This window comes from Streptomyces sp. NPDC029044, assembly GCF_040637495.1.
Lineage (GTDB): Bacteria > Actinomycetota > Actinomycetes > Streptomycetales > Streptomycetaceae > Streptomyces.
Genome location: NZ_JBEZWN010000095.1, coordinates 1 through 22,331, shown reverse-complemented (window position 1 = coordinate 22,331; position 22,331 = coordinate 1). Strand labels below are relative to the sequence as shown.

Below are 22,331 nucleotides of genomic sequence, written 5' to 3'. Positions count from 1 at the left end.
GGTCGCCCGGGCCGCGTTCGGCGGCCGGGCGACCGGCTGGGAGTGCCCGCAGCTGTACGCCGCGCAGGGCGGCGCGTGGGTGCTGGCGGTGGCTCTGTGGGACGGGGACCCCTGGACCACGGGCTACCTGACGGGCCGTCTGGACGCGGACCTGCGCTTCACCGCGCGCACCGGCGGCCTGCTCGACCACGGCCGCGACTTCTACGCTCCCGCCGTGCTTCAGGAGCCGGACCGCGCCCTGTTGTGGGGCTGGTCGTGGGAGGCCCGGGAGCAGGGCGAGGCCGATTGGGCGGGTGTACTGACCGCACCCCGTGTCGTCGACGTCCACCCGGACGGGGCGCTGCGCGTGTCCCCGGCGCCGGAGCTGCGGAGGCTGCACGCCGCCGAACCGTTCGTGACGGCCCCTGGCCGGGCCGGGCTGCCGACGGCCTACGACCTGACGGTCACCGCCGGCGAGCACACCACCGTCAGCCTGCTGCGGTCGGCCGGGGGCGCCGAACTCACGCTCCGGCTGGACCCGGACGGGGGCACCGTGACGTTCGACCGAGACGACTGGCCCCGCAGGGAGGCAGGGGCACCGATCGTCGTCCCGGTACCGCCGGCCGAGAGGCTGACGGTGCGCGTCCTCGTGGACGGCTCGCTGTACGAGCTGTTCGTCGGCGACCGGGCCACGGTCACCGAGCGCGTCTACGAACGCGCGGACGATGTAAGGGAGTTGAGCGTGACGCCGGGCGCGTCCGTCACCGGGTGGGCGCTGGTCCCACCGACGCGCGGCTGATCACCGGGCAGGCCAGGCGCCGCACGGTTGCGGGCGGTGTCCGGCCGGTGCCGATGGAGTCGAGCAGCAGGCGCGCGGCCGCCTCCCCCATGGCCCGGTGGGGCAGGGCGACGGTGGTGAGGGGTGGCGCGAGGTGGGCGGCCATGTGCTCCTGGTCGTCGTAGCCCACCACCGACAGTGCGCCGGGGACGGCGATGCCGAGGCGGGCCGCGGCGTGCAGGACGCCCGCGGCAACCCGGTCGTTGTAGGTGAAGATCCCGGTGGGCCGGGCCCCGGGCGGAGCACCGTCGAGCAGGCGCGTGGCGCCCTCGTGGCCGCCGGAGATCTCCCCTCCGGTCCGGACGATCCAGTCCCGGGGGACGGTGATGCCCTCTGCGCGCAGCGCGTCGCGGAAGCCGCGCAGCCGCTCGACCGAGGCGATGTCGTCACTCCCCCCGACGATCGCGAGCCGCCGGTGCCCCTGCTCCAGCAGCAGCCGGGCCGCACTGCGCCCGCCGGCCCGCTCGGCGGGGATGACGGCGGGCAGTGAGCCGTCCTCGGGCAGGCAGTTGGCCAGGACGGAGTGGGTGCGGTGCAGGCCCTCGGGGACGCGGACGCTGCGCAGGGACATGGCCGCGTAGATGATGCCGTCGACGCGCCGGTCGAGGAGTTCGGCCACCGCCGCGTCCTCCTTGTCCGGGTCGCCGCCGGAGTCGACGGTGAGGACGAGGTGCTCGCCGGCCCAGGCGGTGTCCATGGCCCCGCGCAGCAGCCGCCCGGCGAACGGCGAGGAGGCGATCTCGTCGGTGACCAGGCCGATGACGGCCGTACGGCTGCGGCGCAGGCCGCGGGCGACGGGGTCGGGCCGGTAGCCGAGCTGCGCTGCGGCCTGCCGGATGCGTTCCTGGGTGGCGGGCGAGAGGTTGCCGGCGGCGCGGCCGTTGAACACGAAGGACACGGCGGTGTGCGACACGCCGGCGAGCCGCGCGACGTCCCGCGAGGTGGGACGTCCCGACCCCGTCACCGGCTTCCCCTCGGCGCTGCCCATGCCGTCCGCCGTCCTCATCCCCCACGTGTCCGGTTGATCATTGCTCACCCTATCCGTGAGGCTGGAGGGACGACACAGCCGTACGCACAGTCAACGGGAAGGCCCGACGGTGATCAGCATCCCGACCCACACGCTCAACGACGGTACGACGCTCCCCGCCCTGGGCCTGGGCACCTGGCCGCTCGGCGACGACGAGGCGCAGCAGGCGGTGCTCTCGGCCCTGGAGGCGGGCTACCGTCTCATCGACACGGCGACGAACTACCGCAACGAGACGGGGGTCGGCCGTGGCGTGGCCTCCGGTGTGGTGCCACGCGCGGAGATCGTCGTGACGACGAAGCTCCCGGGCCGGCACCACGGCTACGAGGAGACCCTCGCCTCCTTCGAGGAGTCCCGGGCCCGCCTCGGCCTGGAGTACGTCGACCTCTACCTGATCCACTGGCCGCTGCCGCGCGTGGACCGGTACGTCGACGCGTGGAAGGCCATGATCAAGCTGCGCGAGGAGGGACTGGTCCGCTCGATCGGCGTCTCGAACTTCACGGCCGGGCACATCGAGCGGCTGGAGAAGGAGACCGGGGTGCTGCCCTCGGTCAACCAGGTCGAGCTGCACCCCTTCTGGCCGCAGGACGAGCTGCGCGCCTTCCACGCGGCCAAGGGCATCGTCACCGAGAGCTGGAGCCCGCTGGGCCGGGGCACGCCCCTGTTGGAGGATCCCGCCGTGACGCGGATCGCCGAGACGCACGGGGTGTCGCCCGGGCAGGTGGTGCTGCGGTGGCACACGCAGCTGGGCGCGGTGCCCATCCCGAAGTCGGCCAACCCGGAGCGGCAGCGCGCCAACCTCGACGTCTTCGGCTTCGAGCTGAGCGAGGACGAGATGCGCGCGGTCGCGGACAGGCCACGGCAAAGGGGCGGCGCCGACCCCGAGGTGCACGAGGAGTTCTGACGGGTACCCGGGGGCGCGCGAGGCAGGAAGGAGCTGCACGTGGCTGAGCGGGACCGGCTGCGGGACTACCGCGGCAAGCGCGACTTCGACCGGACCGGCGAGCCCCGGGGACGCGGAGCACCGCCCGGCGACAGGCCCCGGTTCGTGGTGCAGATCCACGACGCGAGCACGATGCACTTCGACTTCCGGTTGCAGGTGGGCGACGTGCTGAAGTCCTGGTCGATCCCGAAAGGCCCTTCGGCGGACCCCAAGGACAAGCGGCTGGCCGTGCCCACGGAGGACCATCCGCTGGAGTACGAGGAGTTCGAGGGCGTGATCCCCCGCGGCGAGTACGGCGGCGGCACGGTGATCGTCTGGGACCACGGCACGTACGAGCCGCTGAGCCACGACCGCGAGGGCCGGCCCGTCGACTTCGCTCAGTCGCTGGAGCGCGGGCACGCCACGTTCCGGCTGAGCGGTTCCAAGCTGCGCGGCGCGTACGCCCTGACCCGGTTCCGCGACGGCCGGGGCGACGGCGAGGAGGCGTGGCTGCTGGTGAGGCGGGCCGGAGGCCCCGCCCGTACGCAGGGAGCTCCCGATCCCCGCCGCGCGCGCTCGGCCATGTCCGGCCGCACGCTCGCCCAGGTCGCCTCCGACGCGGCCGGGGAGTGAGGTCAGAACATCGGTGTGAGTGACTGTTCGCACCAGATCGTCTTGCCCCGGGTGGTCTGCCGGCTGCCCCAGCGCTGGGTGAGCTGGGCGACCAGCAGCAGTCCGCGGCCACCCTCGTCGTCCTGGTGCGCCCGCCGCAGGTGCGGGGAGGTCGAACTGCCGTCGGACACCTCGCAGATGAGGGTCTGGTCCCGGATCAGGCGGAGCTGGATGGGTGGGGCGCCGTACCGGATGGCGTTGGTGACCAGTTCGCTGACGACGAGTTCGGTGACGAAGGCCGTCTCGTCCAGGCCCCACGCGGTGAGCTGGTCGGTGGCGGCCTGCCGGGTGGCGGCCACCTCCGCGGGGTCGGGGGTGACGTCCCAGGTGGCGACCTGGTCGGCGCCCAGCGCCCGGGTCCGGGCCAGGAGCAGGGCCACGTCGTCGCCGGGCTCCTCCGGCAGGACGGCCTTGAGCACGGTGTCGCACAGGGCGTCCAGCGAGTCGGCGGGCACGGTCAGGGCCCGGCACAGCTCGTCGGTGGCGTGGTCGACGTCGCGGTCGCGGTCCTCGATGAGCCCGTCGGTGTAGAGGGCGACGACGGAGCCCTCGGGCAGCTGGAGCTCCGTCGCCTCGAACGGCAGCCCTCCCACGCCCAGCGGGGGCCCCGCGCTCATGGGGATCAGCCGGGCGGATCCGTCGGGCAGCACCAGGGCGGGTGCGGGGTGCCCGGCGGCGGCCAGGTTCAGCCGGCGCGTGACCGGGTCGTAGACGGCGTAGAGGCAGGTCGCGCCCAGCTCGGCGACCTCGTCGCCCAGGTCGTCCGAGGCGAGGTGGGTGACCAGGTCGTCGAGGTGGGTGAGGAGTTCGTCCGGCGGCAGGTCCACGTCGGCGAGGGTGCGGACGGCCGTGACCAGCCGGCCCATGGTCGCCGTGGAAGGGATGCCGTGGCCCACGACATCCCCCACGACCAGCGCCACGCGGCTGCCGGAGAGCGGGATGACGTCGAACCAGTCGCCGCCGATGCCGGCCGCCGAGCCCGAGGGCAGGTAGCGGTGGGCGACCTGGACGGCGGCCTGGCCGGGCAGGCCCCTGGGCAGCAGGCTGTGCTGGAGGGCCAGGGCGGTGGTGCGTTCGCGGGCGAAGCGGCGGGCGTTGTCGACGCAGACCGCGGCCCGGCTGGCGAGTTCCTCGGCGAACACCGCGTCGTCGTCGGCGTAGTCGTCGGGCTGCGCCACCCGCACGGCCACGGCGACGCCGAGCGTGGTGCCACGGGCCCGCAGCGGCACGGCCATCATCGAATGGACGCCCTGGCGGTAGGGGCGTCCCTCCGGGGCGCGGGAGTTGCGCTCGGCGACCCAGCGCATGAACGCCGGCTCTCCCGCCTGGCTGATGATGGCCCGGCCCTCCCGCATGGCCCGGGCGATCGGCGAGAACGCGGGGTAGACGTCCACCGCCCCCAGATGGACGGCCGCCTCCGGAGTGCCCTCGGTGACGGAGCCGTGCGCGACCCGCCGCAGCGTGATCTCCTCGGCCGGCGCCGAGGGCGCCTCGTCCGATCCGAGCACCCAGTCGAACAGGTCGACGCTCGCGAAGTCCGCGAACCGGGGAATCACGACCCCGATCAGCTCCTCGGCCGTGCGGACCACGTCCAGGGTGGTGCCGATCCCGGCGGCGGCCTCGTTCAGCAGGGCGAGGCGCTGCCGGGCCCAGTACTGCTCGGTGCTGTCGAAGGCGGCCAGGGCGGTCCCCACGAGCTCGCCGTCGGCATCCCGCACCGGCCACATCTCGGTGACCCAGGCGTGCTCCCGGTTGAGGGCCGGTGCGCCGGTGTAGCTCTCGTACCGCAGCGGGCGGCCCGTCTGGACGACGTGCCGCAGGTGCCAGTTGAAGCCGCGGCTGTGCTCGGCCTCCTCCACCGTCTCGGGGAAGTGCCGGCCGAGCAGCGTCTCCTCGGACACGCCCATCACATGGCACGCGGCGTCGTTGAGCCGCAGGTAGCGCTGGTTGACGTCGAAGACGGACATCGACATGGACGCCTGTTGGAAGGCGCGGCCGGCGAGGGACGTCTCCCCGGCCCCGGGCGACGCGGCGGTGATCACGTACCCGCTCGCTTCCCCGTCCGGGCCCGTGACGGCGCAGGCTCTGACGCGGAGCCCGACGAGGTAGCCGTCGCGGTGCCGCACCATGACGGTGCCGGAGCGCGCGGACACCGCCTCGGGCGGCACGGTCTCGGCGAGCAGGTCCCGCGCGGCACGGCCCAGGGCCTCTTGGGCCGGGTAGCCGGTCAAGCGCCGGGCACCCTCGCTCCACCCCGTCAGAATGCCGCGGGCGTCGATGATCGCAGCAGCGGAGGCGTCCTCCATATCGTCCAGGATTATCCCTTTGCCGCCCTGTATCAACCGCGACGCAGCATTCGTGACCGTGTCAGGGCCGGTGGGCGCGCAGTGCGGTGAGCGCCCGGTCGGCGTGCGCGTTCATGCGCAGTTCGCTGCGTACGACGTCGAGGACGGTCCGGTCCTGCGCTATGACGAACGTGGTGCGCTTGGTGGGCGCGAGGGAGAAGCCGCGTTTCACTCCGAACCGCTCGCGGACCACGCCGTCGGAGTCCGACAGCAGCGGCATGCCGAGGCCGTGCCGGCCGGCGAACTCCTGCTGCCGCTCGACGTCGTCGCCGCTGATGCCGACGGGCCGGGCGCCGACGGCTGCGAACTCGGCGGCGAGGTCGCGGAAGTGACAGGCCTGGGCGGTGCAGCCGGGGGTCAGGGCGGCCGGGTAGAAGAAGAGCACGACGGGGCCCTCGGCGAGGAGACCGGTCAGGGTGCGGACGGTGCCGGTCTCGTCGGGCAGGGCGAAGTCCTCGACCTTGTCCCCGGCCTCCACGCGCGCGGTCACGACCTGCCCTCCGCGTTCCGGGCGACGCCGCGGGCCCAGAGCACCAGGGGCACCTGCAAGGGCAGGCGTCCGAAGGCGGCGGCCTTCTGCGGGGTGGGGCGGTGGCGCCAGTCGGCGGCCATCTTGACGTTGGCGGGGAACACGCCGACGAAGAAGGCCGCCGTGGCCAGCGCGGCGGCCCTGCGCGTGCGCGGCAGTGCCAGGCCGGCGGCCAGCGCGAGCTCGGCGGCGCCGCTGGCATAGGTCCAGGCCCTCGGTGTGCCGGGCAGACTCCGCGGGATGGTGGCGTCGAACGGGCGTGGGGTGGCGAAGTGGGCGACGCCCGCGGTGGCCAGGAGGCCGGCGAGCAGCAGGGGCGAGCGTTCGGACCGGGGCACGGTTCCTCCTCTGAAAGCCTGCCGCGCATTATTACCGGACGGTAGTCAGGTCAGTTCACCGGGTCCGGCGAGTGCCCGGGATGTCTGCCCGGCGTGCAGCCGAAGGAGCGGCGGAAGACGTCGATGAAGGCACTGGCGGAGGACCAGCCGCAGCGGTGGGCGACGGTCGTGACGGGCAGGCCGTCGGCCAGCAGCCGCAAGGCGTGGTACAGCCGCGACTGGGTGCGCCACTGCGGGAACGTCATGCCGAACTCGCGGCGGAAGAGCCGGCTGAGCGTCCGCTCCCCCACCCCGGTCGCGGCGCCGAGTTGCGCGAGCGTGCGCACGTCGGCCGGATCGGCGTGCACGAGCGCGCAGACGGCGGCCAGGCGCGGGTCGGCGGGGGCGGGCAGCCGCAGGGGCTGCTGGGGGGAAAGGCGCAGCTGGTCGCGCAGGACGGCGGCCAGCCGGCGGCGCTCGGGACTGTCGTCGCCGGGGTCACGGGTGTGGGCGAGGATCAGTTCGCGCAGCAGCGGGCTGACGACGAGCACGGCCGGACGGTCGAGGCCGAGGGGGTTGTCGCCGGCGGGCAGGCCCACCAGATGCAGGTCGAGCCGGCCGTGGGCCCGGTGGGCGTGCACGGTGCCGGCGGGGACCCAGATGGCGCGGGTGCCGGGCGCGAACCAGGTCCCGGCGTCGGTGGTGACGGCGACGACTCCGGCGCCGGCGTAGACGATCTGGTGGTCGTCGTGCCGGTGCGCGTCGATGCGGTCGCCGGCGGTGAGCCACTGGGTGCGGGTCGGGGCCGTCGGAGTGTGGCGGATGTTCGGCACAGCACGGCAGATTATCGGAAGCGGGCCGGCCGCTTCGGGGACGACGATCGCCGGGTGAGCACTTCGAGACATGATCGATCCGTCCCCCTGATGTCCCTGGGGCACGCCTGCGTGGACGTGTACCAGGGGGCCGTGGCCGCGTTGGTTCCGTACTTCGTCGCCGAGCGTGCCTACTCCTACGCCGCCGCTTCGGGTGTCGTCCTGGCGGCGTCCCTGCTGTCGTCGCTGGTGCAGCCGCTGTTCGGGGTGCTCACCGACCGGTGGGCGATGCCGTGGCTGCTGCCGCTGAGCGCACTGACGGCCGGGGCGGGCGTCGCCCTGAGCGGGGTGACCGGCTCCTACGCGCTGACGCTGGCGGTGGTGGCCGTGTCGGGGATGGGTGTGGCCGCCTACCATCCGGAGGCCGCCCGGGTGGCGCGGGCCGTCGCACGGGGCCGCCACACGGCGATGGGCTGGTTCTCCTTCGGCGGCAACGCAGGCTTCGCCCTCGCTCCTGTGCTGGTCTTCGCCGTGGTGGCCACGGGCGGGCTGCGCGCCTCTCCCCTGCTGATCGTCCCGGCCCTGGCGGGGGCGGCGCTGTGCGCGGCGGCGGTGCGCTCGGCGGGCTCCGGCGCCAGGAGTGCCGCCGCGTCCGCAACCGCGGGCGAGGACGACTGGGGATCCTTCCTGCGGCTGTCCGGGGCCGTGGTGTGCCGCTCCGTGGTGTTCGTGGGCCTGGGCACGTTCGTCTCGCTGTACGTGCGGGAGCGCACCGGTGGCGGTGCGGCGGCCGGCACGGCGGCCCTCTTCGTGCTCTACGCCGGCGGCGCGGCCGGCACGCTGATCGGGGGTCGGCTGGCCGAGCGGTACGGGCGGATGACGGTGGTGCGCCGGTCGTACGCCCTGACGGTCCTGGCCGTGGCCGGTCTCGTCCTGGTGCCCGGGCCGCCGGTGTACCTGTTCGTGGCGCTGACGTCGGCGGGTCTGTACGTGCCGTTCTCGCTGCACATCACGCTGGGCCAGGACTTCCTGCCCCGGCGCGCGGGGACCGCGAGCGGGGTCACGCTGGGCCTGACCGTGAGCGTCGGCGGCCTCGCGGCCCCGGCGCTCGGGGCGCTGGCCGACGCGACGTCCCTGCGGTCGGCCCTGCTGCCGCTCGTCGCGCTGCCCGCGCTGGGCAGGCTGCTGCTGTGCGGACTGCGCGAGCCGGCGCCGCCGGAGACGGCAGCGACAGCGGCCGAGCGGTCCGATCCCCTTGGTCCGGCGGCACGGTGACCGGGATCAGGCGGTGCCGGCCGGGGCCGAGCCGGATTCGTCTTCCTCGTCGACGGCATGGGCGAGGAAGTCGTCGACCATGCGGTGGAAGAGCGTCGCGAGCTGCCGCAGTTCCTCCGGGGACCAGTCGGAGAGAGCCATCTGCATGCCGCGGACACCGGCCTCGCGGACCTTGGCGATGGCCTCGCCCCCGGCGTCGGTGAGCTCGATACGCTGGGCGCGCCGGTCGTCCGGGTCGGGGACGCGGGTGACGTACCCGGTCTTCTGCAACTGCTGCACCGTGCGTGTGACGTGCGAGGCCTCCACGCCCAGCCGCGCGGCGAGCTCCCCCGGGCGCTGCGGCTCGGAGTCGGCGATCTGCCGCAGCAGGGCGACGGCGGCGCGGTCGAGCGGCACGCCCGCGAGGGCCATCAGCCGCTCGTGCCGACGGGCCCGCGTGCTCAGGTAGGTGATGCGGGTGAGCGCACGCTCGATCTCGGTCACTTCCGGGGAGGGGTCGTCGGGGAGCGGTGGTGTGGGCATGAGCACCACGGTACCATCTCGTTGCGTAACTCAAGTAAATCGAGTGGTTCACCCCGTTCAGGGGAAACAGCCGCAGAACACGCGTGGCGGCCCGCCGGGGCGTCGACACCTCACCCGTGGACCTGCCGCTGATCCCGCCCATGCTCGCCACGTCCGGCACCCTGCCTCCCGCCGCGCAGGACGCGCGCTGGGCCTACGAGACCAAACAGGACGGCCAGCGCGTGGTGGTCTACCTGCCCGGGGACGGCAGTGTGCTGCTGCGCGCCCGCTCCGGTGACGACATCACGGCCGCCTACCCCGAACTGCGGCCGCTGGGCACCGCCCTCGGCACCACACGCGCCGTACTGGACGGCGAGATCATGGCCCTGGACGACCAGGGCCGCGCCAGCTTCCAGTTGCTGCAGTCCCGGATGGGTCTCGCCCACGCCCCCGCCAGGGCCGCGCGGCGGGCCGCGGAGGTCCCGGTCCATCTCGTGCTGTTCGACCTGATGCACCTGCGCAGCGACTCCCTCCTGCGACTCCCCTACGCCCGACGCCGCGCGGCACTGGAGGACCTCGGCCTCGCCGGACCCTCCTGGTCGACCCCGCGCGCACTCGTCGGCCACGGCGCCGCGGCCCTGCGCGCCACCCAGGAGCACGGCCTGGAGGGCCTGGTCTGCAAGCGGCTCGACTCGGTGTACGAACCGGGGGTGCGCTCCCGGGCCTGGATCAAGATCCGCAACATGCGCACCGAGGACGTCCTGGTCGGCGGCTGGCAACCCGGCAAGGGACGGCTCACCGGCCTGCCCGGCGCGGTGCTGGTCGGGCAGCGCGCGGCGGGCCGGCTGCGCTACGTCGGCAGCGTGGGCACCGGCTGGAGCGAGGCCGAACGCACCGAACTCGCCGCGCTGCTGGAGTCCGCCGCGAGTGACGTCTGTCCCTTCGACCCCGCCCCGCGCGCTCCGGGCGCGCACTGGGTCGTACCCCGCCTCGTCGGCGAGGTCCGCTACAGCACCCGCACCCGGGAGGGGCTGCTCCGGCAGCCGTCCTGGCTGCGGCTCCGGCCCGACCTCGCGCCCGAGGAGGCCGCGGCCGACATCCCGGACGACATGGTCTGAAACGGACGGGCGGCCCCAACTATTGGGCTCTGATTCACCGTTCGGACCCTCCGCCCCCCTTGGCATGAACGCGATCAGCCTGGAAGCTGAACCTCCCTTTCCCCCACAGCCGTTGGGCTGCGCCCGGACCGAGGAGGACGCAGTGTCGTCACGCCCGTTCGCCCACCGCAGGAGATGGATCGCCGGAGCGGCCGGTGCCGCCGCCCTCGTCCTCGCCTCCCCCGCCACGGCCTACGCCGCCCCACCGTCGGCGCTGCCCGCCAACGCGGACGCCCTGGAGCAGACGTACCAGCCCGCCTACGACTACGACACCGACGGCTGCTACTCCACGCCCGCGATCGGCCCGGACGGCACCGTGAACGGCGGGCTCAACCCGACCGGCGCCCTGAACGGCAACTGCCGGGACGCCTCGGACCTCGACAACACCAACGGCTACGCGCGCTCCAAGTGCAACAACGGCTGGTGCGCCATCCTGTACGCCCTGTACTTCGAGAAGGACCAGGCGCTGGCCGGCAGCAGCATCGGAGGCCACCGGCACGACTTCGAGCACGTCGCGGTGTTCGTGCACGACAACCAGGTCAAGTACGTCTCGACGTCCAACCACGGCGGGTTCACCGTGCACGCGGCGTCCGCGATCCGCTTCGAGGGCACGCACGCGAAGATCGTCTACCACAAGGACGGCGTCAGTACTCACTGCTTCCGCGCCGCGAACGGGAACGACGAGCCGCCGGAGAACCACAAGCGCACCTGGCAGTACCCGGCGCTGGTCGGCTGGAACGGCTACCCGGCCGGGGTGCGCGACAAGCTCACGTCGTACAACTTCGGCAGCGCCAACTTCGGCCTGAAGGACGGCAACTTCGCAGGCCACCTCGCCAAAGCCAAGCCCTCCGGCATCCCCTTCGACCCGTACGCCTGACGACACCGGCCCCGCCGGAGGCCCTGGGCCTCCGGTGGGGTCGGGCTTCCGCCCCGCGCCCGATCCCCCGGCGCGGGCGGCCGCATGGCGTCCCGGCATGGACACGCACGACTCGACAGGGAACCTCGAAGACGCCCTCGGCCGCCTGCACGCCTCGGGGCCGGAGCGGCTCGGCCGGCTCACCAACCACGCCCCGATGGTCGTGGAGGCGCTCGCCGCGCACGGCCGGGCAGACGACGTGACCGACCCGGACACCGCCCGGGACCGCCTCACCGGACTGGTTCGGGCCGCGACCCACCGCCACGCCACCCACGGCCACGGCGAGGCGACCATGCTGGTGCACGCGGCGACCGCACCCAACGCTGTCCTGCGCACCCTCGGCTCCCTGCCTCGCGCGCTGCGGGCACCGAGCCTGCGCGCGGCGTGGACCGCGTCCGCGGCCGTCACCGCCATGTACCCCACCGCCGAGCCCGTCGCGGACGTCCCCGCGCCCCGGTGCACGGCGCAGGAGGTGCTGGAACGCGCCCTCGCGCACGGTGACAAGCACGTCGTGAAGCTCACCGACACCGCCCGCGACGTCGGCGACGAGCGGGCCCTCGCCGCGGCCCTGCGGGCGGTGGAACTGAGCGATCCGCTCGTCCCGAACTGACGCCCGATACCCGGCAGTCGGAGGAGGTACGGGACGAACGCCCCCGCGGAAGGGTCTATCGTGTCCGCATGTCCGTCCCCGAACTGATTCGTATCGTCTCCCGCGACTCCCCCATGGCGCTCGCCCAGGTGGAGCGCGTCCGGGCCGAGTTGGCCGCCGCCCACCCCGGAGTGCGCACCGAGGTCGTACCGGTGAAGACCACCGGCGACAAGTGGATGGGCGATCTGTCCCAGGTCGAGGGCAAGGGCGCGTTCACCAAGGAGGTCGACGCGGCGCTGCTGGCCGGCGAGGCCGACCTCGCCGTGCACTGTGTGAAGGACGTGCCCGCCGACCGGCCGCTCCCGGCGGGCACGGTGTTCGCCGCCTTCCTCAAGCGGGACGACATCCGCGACGCCCTGATCCACCCGGGCGGACTCACCCTGGACGAGCTGCCGGCCGGGACGCGGATCGGCACCTCCTCGGTGCGCCGCGTCGCGCAACTGGCCGCCACGCACCCCCACCTGGAGTGCGTGCCGTTCCGCGGCAACGCCAACAAGCGTCTGGCGAAGCTGGAAGCTGGCGAGGCGGACGCCCTGCTGCTCGCGGTCTCCGGCCTGGAGCGCATCGGCCGCGAGGACGTGATCAGCGAGATCCTCTCGACCGAGACGATGATGCCGCCCATCGGCGCGGGCGTGCTGGCGCTGCAATGCCGTGAGGGAGACGCCGCGCTGATCGACGCGGTGAGCGGCCTGGGTGACCCGGACACCTACCGGGAGACCACCGCCGAACGCATGTTCCTGCATGTGCTCCAGGGGCACTGCAACAGCCCCATCGCCGGCTTCGCCCAGGTCGACCGCAGTGGCGAACTGTCCCTGCGGGCCTGTGTGTTCACCCCGGACGGCAAGACCCGGCTCAACGCCCACGAGTGGGCGGGCCGGCTCGACCCCGCCACGCTCGGCACCTCGGTCGCCGTCGCCCTGCTGCGCCAGGGCGCCCGCGAGATCATCGACGGCATCCCGCACTGATCCGCGCGACTCCCTGACACGGGATCAGGCGGTGCCTTCCTCCGCCTGGTCCCGCAGGAAGACGCTCACCTGGTGCGCCAGGCTGTCCCGCACGGGACCCTGCTGGGCCCCGGCAGGGCCCTCGTGCGCCCCGATGCCGCCCGCCCAGAGCCGGCGGCCGGTCCACTCCTCCTCGACGCGCAACTGCACCTGGACGTCCACGAGACCCAGGGACGCCTCGGCGCCGGCCGCGTACAGCACGGCGGTGGCGCGGCGCAGCGGGTAGACGTCGAAGCCCTCGATGAACTGCGAGTTGCGCCAGTCGATGAAGGCGCTCTCCCCATCCGGGCCGAGCCGCACGTCGATCTGGCCGTCCTCGAGGTGGACGCCGAGGTGGCGGCTGCCGCGGTTCTCGACCGTCACGCGGAGGCAGAAGTACGTCAGTCCGTCGGCGGCGTCGTCCCGGCCTCGGGGCGGCTCGGCCAGTTCCAGACGGTGGACGCGGACGCGCAGACCGGCATGCTCGTCGTACTCCTGCCAGTCCCCGACCACGTTCGGCTCGTACACGCTGCACCTCTCGACCTCTGGAAGCTGCTTCCTATCTGTGGTCTCAGCGCACTGTCAAATGAGCAGAATGCGCTGTGGCCAGGCAGTTCATCCTTTTTGATCGGTGATCAAGCCGTGCCCAGCGGTTATCCGGAAACAAGCGGAGAAAGCGCTTGCCCCGGCGTGCCGCACATCACTTCCACGAGTGAAGATCAACGGGCCAGCCGGCCCAGCAGGGCCGAGGCGGCGGTGACGCCGAGCGCGGCGGCGATGCACAGCACCGCGAAGTCGGACGCCAGATGGTGCGGTGTGCCGAGAAGGAGGCCGCGCAGGGCGTCCACCTCGTAGCTGAGCGGGTTGGCCGTGCTGACGCCCTGTAGCCAGCCCGGCATCACCGACACCGGGTACAGGGCGTTGGAACCGAAGAACAGCGGCATCGTGATCGCCTGCCCGATGCCCATGAGGCGGTCGCGGCTGAGGACGATGCCGGCGATGGTCATCGACAGACAGGAGAAGAAGGCCGAGCCGAGGACGACGATGGCGGCGACGGCGAGCAGCTTGAGCGGGTTCCAGGTCAGGGCCACGCCGAGCAGGGCGGCGATGAGGAGCACGACGACGGCCTGGACGAGCGACTTCACCCCGGCCGCGAACGCCTTGCCGGTGATCAGCGCCGACCGCGGGGTCGGGGTGACGAGGAGCTTGTTGAGGACGCCGGCGTCGCGTTCCCAGATGATCTGGATGCCGTAGAAGATGGCGATGAACATCGCGGACTGGGCGATGATGCCGGGCGCCAGGTAGTCGACGTACGGGATGCCGCCGGTAGGGATCGCCTTGATCCGGGTGAAGGTCTGACCGAAGATCAGCAGCCAGAGGGCGGGCTGGATCGCCCGGGTGTAGAGCTCGGTGCGGTCGTGGCGCAGCTTCTGCAGTTCGACCGCGCACATCGCGCCGACGCGGGCGGGCAGCAGCCGCCAACCGGCGCGGGGCGGCGGGGGTTTCAGCAGCAGGTCGATACCGCGGGCGGGGTCAGCCGACGCGGCGCGCGGTGCGGCGGGTGCTTCGGACATCGCGGAAATCTCCTGCCTGGTCGTCGAGACCGCTGCCGGCCACGTCCCGGAAGACGTCCTCCAGCGTGGGCGGCACGTCCCGGCCCGCCCCCGCGGCGCTGCGCTGGGCGCGGAGTCCCGCCCTGAGCTCGGCCGGGGTGCCGAGGGCCCGGATGCGGCCGCGGTGCATCAGGGCGACCCGGTCGCAGTACTGGTCGGCCTCGTCCATGTAGTGGGTGGTCACGAGCACGGTCATGCCGGTGGCTTCGCGGACGGCGCCGATGTGCTCCCACACGCCGGTGCGGGCGATCGGGTCGAGGCCGATGGTGGGCTCGTCGAGGATCAGCAGCCGCGGGGCGCTGACCAGAGCCTGGGCGAGTTCGAGCCGGCGGACCATGCCGCCGGAGTACGTGGCGGCCAGCCGGTCGGCGGCGTCGGCGAGGCCGACCGCGGTCAGGGCCTGGGTGACCCGCTCGGCGCGTTCCGCGCGGGGCACGTCGAAGACCCGCGCGAACAGGGCGACGTTCTCCCGCCCGGTGAGTCCCGCGTCCGCGGACAGCTGCTGCGGGACGTAGCCGAGCAGGCGGCGGACGGCCATGCGGTCCCCGGCGGCGTCGTGGCCGAAGACGCGGACCATGCCGGCGCGCACGGGCAGCAGGGTGGTGATGCAGCGGATGGCGGTGGTCTTGCCCGCGCCGTTGGGCCCGAGCAGCCCGAAGACCTCGCCCTGCCCGACGGTGAGGTCGAGTCCGTCCACGGCGTTGTGGTCGCCGAAGGCGTAGGTGAGCCCGGTGCAGACGACGGCGTCGGCCCGGGGCGGAGCGGCCCGGCCGGCCCCGGGCGGGGCGGTGTCCGGTGTCATGACTCCTCGGCCTCCTCGTGCAGGGTGTCGGCCAGCTTGCGCAGAGCCGGGATCGCCGCCTGAAGCGCCCGCCGGTCCGGCTCGTCGAGGCGCGCCACGTGGCGGCGGACGAGTTCGGCCCGGCGCCGGCGCCAGTCGCGCAGCCGCGTCTCGGCGGCGGGGGTGGGCAGCAGCCGGGCGGCCCGCCGGTCGGAAGGGTCGGTCTCGCGGACCAGGTAGCCCGCCCCCGCCAGCTGGTTGACGAGGGTGGACACCGAGTTGGCCGCCAGACCCAGGTCCCTGGCCGCGTCGGAGATGCCGATGCCGGGCCGCACCACGACCAGGCGCAGCAGTTCCACCTCGGCGCCGCGCAGCCGCGGGTCGGGGGTCTGCCGCCGCAGGCGCCGCCGGATCAGCCGCTGGACGCCGACGAGTGCGTCGGCCAGCTCTTCGGGGAAGGTCTCCGGCTCCATGCCGCCGAGATTAGCTCTGTAGCAGAGCTAATCGACCCAAGGTGAGGTCAAGGGAGGTCAAGACAGCTCAAGGGTGCCCGGGAGCGGCAGCGGATCCGATCGGCGGCGAACTGGGAGCGCCTACGGCACCCGATTGCCGTATTGTCTTAATTGTTTCGCTTTGCCCCTGCCCGGGGATGGGCAGGGAAGTGCTTCGGACAGGAGGCACGTGCGTGGGAGCCGGCAGGCCGTGCCCCCGGTGCTCTGTCGTGAGGCCCGAGTCCGCTCCTCCCACGGTGTCTGTCCACTCAGCACCTGCTCAGGGAGGTGCGCACCATGCGTATCGCCGGCAGCACCCGACCGCACCCCCACGACGACGCGCCCGACACCGCCGCGGCGTTCGCGCGGCTCGCGCGGCTGCCCGAGGGACCCGAGCGCAAGGCCCTGCGCGACGAGCTGGTCGAGGCCTGGCTCCCCATGGCCGAGCGGATCGCCGTCCGCTTCCGGGGCCGGGGCGAGGCCCTGGAGGATCTGTACCAGGTGGCGGCCCTCGGTCTCGTGAAGGCGGTCGACCACTACGACCCGGCCCGCGGCAACGCCTTCGAGGCGTACGCGGTGCCGACCGTCACCGGGGAGATCAAGCGCCACTTCCGCGACCACATGTGGACGCTGCACGTCCCCCGCCGGGTCCAGGACCTGCGCAACCGGGTGCGGCACGCCGCGAAGGAGCTGTCGCAGACCACCCCGGGCCGCTCCCCCACGGTCGCCGAGATCGCCGAGTACGCCCAGCTCACGGAGGGCGAGGTGCGCACCGGCATGGAGGCCTTGGAGTGCTTCTCCGCGCTGTCGCTGGAGGCCGAGATGCCCGGGACCGACGGCTACGCCCTGGGGGACGCGATCGGCGGGCCCGACCCGGCCTTCGACACCGTCGTGGACCGGGTGGCCGTCAGGCCCTGCCTGGAGGCGCTGCCCGAGCGCGAGCGCATCATCCTCTATCTGAGGTTCTTCAAGGGCATGACGCAGAGCCGGATCGCCGAGCAGCTCGGCATCTCGCAGATGCACGTCTCGCGGCTGCTCAGCAGCTGCTTCGCCCATCTGCGTGAGGAACTGCTGGCGGAGGCCCGCTGAAGCGAGGCCCGGTTCCGGTGCCGCCGGGGTCACGCCTCCGGCGGCGAACCGGGGATCTGCGTCGGGCCGGTGCGGTCGAGGGCGTCCTCCAGGGCGGCCCGGATCTCCTCGGGCATCACGCCCGTGCGCCCCCAGACGAGGATCAGTTCGGCGACGTTGCGCAGCTTGATGTTGGTGTGCTGGGAGACCTCCTTCAGCACGGTCCACCCCTGGTCGGGGGAGATCCGGCCGAGCGCGACGACCATCCCGATCGCCTGGTCCACGACGGCGTGGGAGACGACCGCCTCCTTCAGCTGCTGGACCTCTTCCTGGAGCGCGAAGATCCGATCCGAGCCCCCGTCCGTGGGCATGGTCACCTCCGGGTCCGGTGCGCCGCTGCGCCCGAGGTCGCACAGGGTGCTTGAGTACCTTGACGCAGTGTCCGACCCCTCCATCGTCGTCACTCGGGCCGCCCGGTGCCACCGGGGCGGACCAGGCCGGACACCGTTTCGGCGCCCCCGCCGGGGTACTCGGCAGGCGCCCACACCGGTTCCGGTTGGACACTGGTGTCAATCCTCCGGTGGCTGCCAGGCCGACGAGATCAGGACGCGACTGCCATGAACCACGACATGCCCACCTCCTCCGGCACGAAGGACGTCGTCTCATCACACTCAGTGTTCGGGGCGCCCTGCTGGGTGAGCCTGACCAGCAGGGACGTCAAGGCGACCGAGGAGTTCTACGGGGCCGTGCTGGGCTGGCAGTGGCGGCCGGCCAAGCTCGGGGACCGGTTCCGGATCGCGCTGGTGGACGGCTCGCCGGTGGCCGGGATCGCGGGGGTGGCGGCCATGTGGCAGATGGCGGTGGCGTGGACGCCGTACTTCGCGGTGCGCAGCGCGGACGACGCGGCCGCCCGGGTGCAGGAGCGCATGGGCACGGTCGCCGTCGGGCCGATCTCCCTGCCGCCGGGCCGGGCGGCGCTGCTGGCCGACCGCGACGGGGCGACCTTCGGCATCTGGGAGGGCGACCTCTTCACCGACTGGGAGACCTGGCGCAACGCGCAGCCGGCCTTCATCACGCTCCACACCCGTGACGCGTTCGACGCGGCGATCTTCTACGGCGAGGTCCTCGACTGGGCCACGCAGCGCCCCGGCTGCTGCGAGGTCCACTACGAGGGTGGCGAGGTCGTGCTGCGCAGCCGTGGGGACGTGGTGGCCCGGATCGAGTCCGGCGCCCTGGAGGCGGCCCCCGACCCCGCCATCCGGCCGCACTGGCAGGTCCATTTCTCCGTCGACGACGTCGAGGCCTGCGCCCGCGCCGCGGAGCTGCACGGCGGCAGCGTGCTGTCCAAGGGCAGTGACGAGGCGGTCCTGCGGGACCACGACGGCGCGCAGTTCACGGTGACCGCGCGCCGCGGCCGCTGACCCGCTTCACTCCTTCGCGCGTTCACTCCTTCTCGCGGGCCGCCCGTGACGGCCGGGACAGCAGGACCAGGCTGCGGGCCCCGACGGTCAGGCCCGTACCCGCCTTGTGCTCCGCCTCGTCCGGCGTGCCCTCCGGGTCGGCCGTGTCGATCAGGGCCGTCCACCGCTCGCCGTAGGACGCCTTCGGCAGGCGGAAGCCGACCGGCTCCCAGTGACTGTTGAGGAGCAGCAGGAACGAGTCGTCGACGACCGGGCGGCCCCACGCGTCGGGTTCGGCGATGGCGTCGCCGTTGAGGAACACGCCGACGGAGTGCGCGTCGCCGCGCTGCCAGTCGTCGTCGGTCATCTCGCGGGCGTCCGGCGCCAGCCACACCAGGTCGGGCAGCGGCTGGTCCGCCCGGGTGAGGGTCTCGCCGCGGAAGAAGCGGCGCCGGCGCAGTACGGGGTGGCCGGTGCGCAGCCGGATCAGGTACCGGGTGAACTCCAGCAGGTCGCGCTGTTCGTCGGTGAGCCGCCAGTCGATCCAGGAGATGTCGTTGTCCTGGCAGTAGGCGTTGTTGTTGCCGCCCTGGGTGCGCCCGAGTTCGTCGCCGTGGGAGAGCATCGGGATGCCCTGGGACAGCAGCAGCGTGGCGAGGAAGTTGCGCTGCTGGCGGGTGCGCAGCTCCAGCACCGCGGGGTCTCGGGTCGCCCCCTCGGCGCCGCAGTTCCAGGAGCGGTTGGTGCTCTCGCCGTCCTGGTTGCCCTCGCCGTTGTCCTCGTTGTGCTTGTCGTTGTAAGAGACGAGGTCGCGGAGGGTGAAGCCGTCATGGGCGGTGACGAAGTTGACGCTGGCGCGGGGGCGGCGCCTGCTGTGCTGGTACAGGTCGGAGGAGCCCGTGAGCCGGGAGGCGAACTCGCCGAGCGTGTGGTCCTCGCCGCGCCAGAAGTCACGGACCGCGTCGCGGTACATCCCGTTCCACTCCGACCACAGCGGCGGGAAGTTGCCCACCTGGTAGCCGCCCTCGCCGACGTCCCAGGGCTCGGCGATGAGCTTGACGCGGCTGATCACCGGGTCCTGCTGGATGAGGTCGAAGAACGCCGACAGCCGGTCCACCTCGTGGAACTGCCGGGCGAGCGTCGCCGCGAGGTCGAAGCGGAAGCCGTCGACGTGCATCTCGGTCACCCAGTACCGCAGCGAGTCCATGATCAGCTGGAGGACATAAGGGTGCCGCATCAGCAGACTGTTGCCGGTGCCGGTGGTGTCGTAGTAGTGCTCCCAGTCGCCGTCGACCAGGCGGTAGTACGAGGAGTTGTCGATCCCGCGGAAGGACAGGGTGGGGCCCATCTCGTTGCCCTCGGCGGTGTGGTTGTAGACCACGTCGAGGATCACTTCGAGGCCGGCCGCGTGCAGGGTCTTCACCATCTGCTTGAACTCGGCGACCTGCCCCCCGCGGGTGCCGTGGGCGGCGTAGCCGTTGTGGGGCGCGAAGAAGCCGATGGTGTTGTAGCCCCAGTAGTTCGCCAGGCCCCTGTCGTGCAGCACCCCGTCGTGGACGAACTGGTGGACCGGCATGAGCTCCACGGCCGTGACGCCGAGGGAGGTCAGGTGCTCGACGACCGCGGGGTGCGCCAGCCCGGCGTAGGTGCCCCGCAGCTCCTCGGGCACCTCGGGGTGGGTGCGGGTCATGCCCTTGACGTGCGCCTCGTAGATCACCGTGTCCGCGTAGGCGCGGCAGGGCCGGGTGTCGTCGCCCCAGTCGAAGGCCGGGTCGGTCACCACGCCGAGCATGGTGTGCCCGGCGCTGTCGGCCGGGTCGGGGCCGTCCGGGTTGCGCTCGTAGAGCGAGGGGTGGTTGTCGATCTGCCCGTCCACCGCACGGGCGTACGGGTCGAGCAGCAGTTTCGCCGGGTTGCAGCGGTGCCCGGCGGCCGGGGCCCACGGTCCGTGCACCCGGTAGCCGTAGCGCTGGCCGGGGCCGACGCCGGGGAGGTAGCCGTGCCACACGAAGCCGTCGACCTCGTTCAGCGGCACCGGGGTGTGGGTGCCGTCGTCGTCGACGAGGACCAGCTCGACGCGTTCGGCGACCTCGCTGAAGAGCGCGAAGTTGGTGCCCTCCCCGTCGTAGGCCGCACCCAGCGGGTAGGGGCGCCCGCTCCAGGCGGACACCCCTTTCCGAGTCTGCCGGCGGGTCACCGGGCGTCCTCCAGGACCTCGTCCGGTGTGACGGCCGGGGCGGCCAGCTGGGTGACCGGGACCTCGCGGGGCACGTCGAGGCCCTCGCTCTCCCGCGGCGCGGGCGCGGTCGGGACCAGGGGGACGCGTTCGCCGGCGCGGGCGCGCTGCGAGAACCAGATGACCTTGCTGCCGGTCTCGGTGGCGCAGCAGCCCCAGCCGTCGCTCATGGCCGCGAGGTGCTCCAGGCAGCCTCGCAGCTCCTGGTCCGGGCGCAGGGCACGGTCGTTGTCCCCGATGGCGGTGATCAGGTGCTGCCCGTTCCACCACATCTCGATCGACGTGTTCTTGTCCGTGGCGTGTTCGTCGATGGCCTTGAGCAGCATCTCGGCACCGCCGCAGACGGGCTGGACCAGGTTGTCCAGGTCCCAGAACTTCAGGTGAGCGGCCAGAATGCGGCTGACCTGTCCCACCCGTTCCGGGCTGACTTCCACGTCGAGGTGGTAGTAGCAGGGCACTGCGGTCTTCATCGGTCGGCTCCTCACCGCGAAGCTCAGCTCCTTCTCGCTCCCGCGGTCCTGCGGGACGAGCCCCGAACACGGAACGTGAGCGCCTATCGCTTCTGAGTCACCCTCAGCCTGAGGGTGCTAGCCCGTTCGTGCAACACGAGCGCACGGTTGAGGCGGGGGAGTACACAAGTGAGCGGACTGGGACCTGCTCTAACGGCCGCGCAGAGCCACCACTGGTTGAAGATCCAACAAGACGCTGTGTCGCCTCACGTGCACCATGTGTGAAGAACTCGATCGCCGTTACGGGTCCGTGCCGCTGTGCGCACGGCCGCCGTCCGACCGTCGGGAGACCGTGCCCCTCGAGCCCCGAAAGGTGATCGGCGCCATGCTGCTACCCGCCAAAGCCGAAGTCGCCCGGCAGTTGCGGCGTTACCGGGCCTGGGAACGCGTGATGCTCGCGGCACCGAACGATCGCACGGTGCGGACCACCTTCGAGGACTCCGGCTACACGCTCTGCGTGCTGATGGGCAAGCGCTGCGCGCGGGAGGCCGCCGACGCGGCCGAACGGTACCTGCGCACCAACCACGTCACCTATCTGCAGGAACAGCAGATCACCTGCCTCCAGGAGCAGCACATCACCTGTGCGCAGGAACCGGCCGAACGGCCCCGCCCGGCAGCGTCGGTGAGACGAAGACCGCCGGCGGCGGAGCGCAGATCCCCCGCTTCCGAGCGGAGATCCACAGCGGGAAGGTGACGCCCTTCCCGCACATCCAGTCCCTGAACCGGGCCTCCGCGGCCCGGCTTTCGAGCACGGTGGAGGTGAGGACCATGACGAGGACCCGGGCCATCGGCCGTATCCCGGTGAGGGACGTCCGCCCGGCCGTGGAGGGCGGCAACCGGCCGGCGAAGGCGGTCGTGGGTGAGACGTTCGAAGTCACCGCCACCGTGTTCCGTGAGGGGCACGACGCGGTGGCGGCCCATGTCGTCCTGAAGGACCCCGAGGGCCGGCCCGGCCCGTTGACGCCGATGCGCGAGATCGCCCCCGGCAGCGACCGCTGGGGCGCCGAGGTCACCGCGGACACCGTCGGCCGCTGGTCCTACCGGGTGGAGGCCTGGAGCGATCCGGTGGCCACCTGGCGCCGCACGGCGGGCATAAAGATCCCGGCGGGCATCGATCCGGGCCTGGTCCTGGAGGAGGGCGCGGAACTGTACGAGCGGGCAGCGGCCGGCGTGCCGAAGGAAGCCGGCCGCGCCGTGCTGCTCACCGCGGCGCGGGCCCTGCGCGACGACCTGCTGCCCACCGCGGACAGGTTCGCGGCGGCGCTGACGCCGGAGGTGGAGGAGGTCCTGGCGCGGTATCCGCTGCGGGATCTG

General features: G+C 72.8%; 25 protein-coding genes. 12 read left to right on the top strand and 13 right to left on the bottom strand.

Translation table 11 applies throughout. From position 1 onward, the window contains the following. On the top strand, nucleotides 1–778 hold a 778-nt coding region (locus tag AB0E85_RS37445; protein WP_361937045.1), incomplete at its 5' end, for a GH32 C-terminal domain-containing protein. Here AB0E85_RS37445 and AB0E85_RS37440 read toward each other — a convergent pair. Beyond that, nucleotides 741–1,805 carry a LacI family DNA-binding transcriptional regulator gene (locus AB0E85_RS37440; RefSeq protein ID WP_361937043.1) on the bottom strand — a complete coding sequence of 355 codons (1,065 nt, stop codon included), beginning with the start codon at nucleotides 1,803–1,805 and terminating at the stop codon, nucleotides 741–743. The genes AB0E85_RS37445 and AB0E85_RS37440 overlap by 38 nt on opposite strands. Before the next feature lie 109 nt (nucleotides 1,806–1,914). Between AB0E85_RS37440 and AB0E85_RS37435 the strand changes: the two genes are divergently transcribed. Both AB0E85_RS37435 and AB0E85_RS37430 read left to right on the top strand, forming a co-directional pair. After that, nucleotides 1,915–2,745 (top strand): aldo/keto reductase, encoded by an 831-nt coding sequence (locus tag AB0E85_RS37435; protein WP_361937041.1) that lies wholly within the window; start codon nucleotides 1,915–1,917, stop codon nucleotides 2,743–2,745. A 39-nt stretch (nucleotides 2,746–2,784) separates the two neighbouring features. Further along, entirely contained in the window at nucleotides 2,785–3,396 is a 612-nt protein-coding gene (locus tag AB0E85_RS37430) for a DNA polymerase ligase N-terminal domain-containing protein (RefSeq protein WP_361937039.1), read from the top strand. Between the two features lie 2 nt (nucleotides 3,397–3,398). Here AB0E85_RS37430 and AB0E85_RS37425 read toward each other — a convergent pair whose 3' ends face one another. The 4 genes from AB0E85_RS37425 to AB0E85_RS37410 form a co-directional block, all read right to left on the bottom strand. Further along, nucleotides 3,399–5,741 (bottom strand): SpoIIE family protein phosphatase, encoded by a 2,343-nt coding sequence (locus AB0E85_RS37425; RefSeq protein WP_361937037.1) that lies wholly within the window; start codon nucleotides 5,739–5,741, stop codon nucleotides 3,399–3,401. A gap of 61 nt (nucleotides 5,742–5,802) precedes the next feature. Next, nucleotides 5,803–6,270 carry a peroxiredoxin gene (locus AB0E85_RS37420; RefSeq protein ID WP_361937035.1) on the bottom strand — a complete coding sequence of 156 codons (468 nt, stop codon included), beginning with the start codon at nucleotides 6,268–6,270 and terminating at the stop codon, nucleotides 5,803–5,805. Then, a complete protein-coding gene (locus AB0E85_RS37415) occupies nucleotides 6,267–6,647 on the bottom strand; it encodes a DoxX family protein (RefSeq protein WP_361937033.1) in 381 nt (126 codons plus the stop codon). The genes AB0E85_RS37420 and AB0E85_RS37415 overlap by 4 nt, the downstream gene beginning before the upstream one ends. A 50-nt stretch (nucleotides 6,648–6,697) precedes the next feature. Further along, nucleotides 6,698–7,459, bottom strand: a complete 762-nt coding sequence (locus AB0E85_RS37410; RefSeq protein ID WP_361937031.1) for a helix-turn-helix transcriptional regulator — start codon at nucleotides 7,457–7,459, stop codon at nucleotides 6,698–6,700. A 90-nt stretch (nucleotides 7,460–7,549) separates the two neighbouring features. On the opposite strand from AB0E85_RS37410, the gene AB0E85_RS37405 reads away from it, so the two are divergent. Beyond that, nucleotides 7,550–8,713, top strand: coding sequence for an MFS transporter (locus AB0E85_RS37405; protein WP_361937049.1), 1,164 nt, complete (start codon nucleotides 7,550–7,552; stop codon nucleotides 8,711–8,713). Between the two features lie 6 nt (nucleotides 8,714–8,719). On the opposite strand, the gene AB0E85_RS37400 is transcribed toward AB0E85_RS37405, so the two are convergent. Next, the gene (locus AB0E85_RS37400) at nucleotides 8,720–9,235 is read right to left on the bottom strand and encodes a MarR family transcriptional regulator (protein WP_361937029.1); all 516 of its coding nucleotides are present in this window, start codon (nucleotides 9,233–9,235) and stop codon (nucleotides 8,720–8,722) included. A gap of 116 nt (nucleotides 9,236–9,351) precedes the next feature. On the opposite strand from AB0E85_RS37400, the gene ligD reads away from it, so the two are divergent. The 4 genes from ligD to hemC all read left to right on the top strand — a co-directional run bounded on the left by ligD (nucleotide 9,352) and on the right by hemC (nucleotide 12,901). Beyond that, on the top strand, nucleotides 9,352–10,332 hold the full coding sequence (gene ligD / locus AB0E85_RS37395) for a non-homologous end-joining DNA ligase (RefSeq protein ID WP_361937047.1): 981 nt from the start codon (nucleotides 9,352–9,354) through the stop codon (nucleotides 10,330–10,332). A gap of 142 nt (nucleotides 10,333–10,474) precedes the next feature. After that, on the top strand, nucleotides 10,475–11,248 hold the full coding sequence (locus tag AB0E85_RS37390) for an NPP1 family protein (RefSeq protein ID WP_361937027.1): 774 nt from the start codon (nucleotides 10,475–10,477) through the stop codon (nucleotides 11,246–11,248). Between the two features lie 97 nt (nucleotides 11,249–11,345). Further along, nucleotides 11,346–11,897, top strand: coding sequence for a hypothetical protein (locus AB0E85_RS37385; protein ID WP_361937025.1), 552 nt, complete (start codon nucleotides 11,346–11,348; stop codon nucleotides 11,895–11,897). 68 nt (nucleotides 11,898–11,965) lie between these two features. Continuing rightward, nucleotides 11,966–12,901 (top strand): hydroxymethylbilane synthase, encoded by a 936-nt coding sequence (gene hemC / locus AB0E85_RS37380; protein WP_107459080.1) that lies wholly within the window; start codon nucleotides 11,966–11,968, stop codon nucleotides 12,899–12,901. Nucleotides 12,902–12,925: 24 nt separating this feature from the next. On the opposite strand, the gene AB0E85_RS37375 is transcribed toward hemC, so the two are convergent. The 4 genes from AB0E85_RS37375 to AB0E85_RS37360 form a co-directional block, all read right to left on the bottom strand. Beyond that, nucleotides 12,926–13,447, bottom strand: coding sequence for a hypothetical protein (locus AB0E85_RS37375; protein WP_161366602.1), 522 nt, complete (start codon nucleotides 13,445–13,447; stop codon nucleotides 12,926–12,928). Between the two features lie 191 nt (nucleotides 13,448–13,638). Continuing rightward, entirely contained in the window at nucleotides 13,639–14,493 is an 855-nt protein-coding gene (locus tag AB0E85_RS37370; protein ID WP_361937022.1) for an ABC transporter permease, read from the bottom strand. Further along, nucleotides 14,453–15,334, bottom strand: a complete 882-nt coding sequence (locus AB0E85_RS37365; RefSeq protein WP_361937020.1) for an ATP-binding cassette domain-containing protein — start codon at nucleotides 15,332–15,334, stop codon at nucleotides 14,453–14,455. The genes AB0E85_RS37370 and AB0E85_RS37365 overlap by 41 nt, the downstream gene beginning before the upstream one ends. Beyond that, a complete protein-coding gene (locus tag AB0E85_RS37360; RefSeq protein ID WP_361937018.1) occupies nucleotides 15,331–15,786 on the bottom strand; it encodes a MarR family transcriptional regulator in 456 nt (151 codons plus the stop codon). Before AB0E85_RS37360 ends, AB0E85_RS37365 begins: the two co-directional genes overlap by 4 nt. 315 nt (nucleotides 15,787–16,101) lie before the next feature. Between AB0E85_RS37360 and AB0E85_RS37355 the strand changes: the two genes are divergently transcribed. Then, nucleotides 16,102–16,893: an RNA polymerase sigma factor SigF gene (locus AB0E85_RS37355; protein ID WP_361937016.1), complete on the top strand. Its 792-nt coding sequence runs from the start codon at nucleotides 16,102–16,104 to the stop codon at nucleotides 16,891–16,893. Between the two features lie 29 nt (nucleotides 16,894–16,922). Here AB0E85_RS37355 and AB0E85_RS37350 read toward each other — a convergent pair whose 3' ends face one another. Next, on the bottom strand, nucleotides 16,923–17,243 hold the full coding sequence (locus AB0E85_RS37350) for an ANTAR domain-containing protein (RefSeq protein ID WP_361937014.1): 321 nt from the start codon (nucleotides 17,241–17,243) through the stop codon (nucleotides 16,923–16,925). Nucleotides 17,244–17,489: 246 nt separating this feature from the next. Between AB0E85_RS37350 and AB0E85_RS37345 the strand changes: the two genes are divergently transcribed. Next, nucleotides 17,490–18,293 (top strand): VOC family protein, encoded by an 804-nt coding sequence (locus AB0E85_RS37345; RefSeq protein ID WP_361937012.1) that lies wholly within the window; start codon nucleotides 17,490–17,492, stop codon nucleotides 18,291–18,293. Nucleotides 18,294–18,315: 22 nt separating this feature from the next. On the opposite strand, the gene glgX is transcribed toward AB0E85_RS37345, so the two are convergent. Together glgX and AB0E85_RS37335 are read right to left on the bottom strand one after the other, a co-directional pair. Then, nucleotides 18,316–20,469 carry a glycogen debranching protein GlgX gene (gene glgX / locus AB0E85_RS37340; protein WP_361937010.1) on the bottom strand — a complete coding sequence of 718 codons (2,154 nt, stop codon included), beginning with the start codon at nucleotides 20,467–20,469 and terminating at the stop codon, nucleotides 18,316–18,318. Then, the gene (locus tag AB0E85_RS37335; RefSeq protein ID WP_361937008.1) at nucleotides 20,466–20,978 is read right to left on the bottom strand and encodes a pep a2; all 513 of its coding nucleotides are present in this window, start codon (nucleotides 20,976–20,978) and stop codon (nucleotides 20,466–20,468) included. The genes glgX and AB0E85_RS37335 overlap by 4 nt, the downstream gene beginning before the upstream one ends. A gap of 364 nt (nucleotides 20,979–21,342) precedes the next feature. Between AB0E85_RS37335 and AB0E85_RS37330 the strand changes: the two genes are divergently transcribed. Together AB0E85_RS37330 and AB0E85_RS37325 are read left to right on the top strand one after the other, a co-directional pair. Beyond that, entirely contained in the window at nucleotides 21,343–21,711 is a 369-nt protein-coding gene (locus tag AB0E85_RS37330) for a DUF5133 domain-containing protein (protein ID WP_361937006.1), read from the top strand. A gap of 74 nt (nucleotides 21,712–21,785) precedes the next feature. Beyond that, nucleotides 21,786–22,331 (top strand): maltotransferase domain-containing protein (locus tag AB0E85_RS37325; RefSeq protein ID WP_361937004.1); only part of this gene is annotated, 546 nt, incomplete at its 3' end.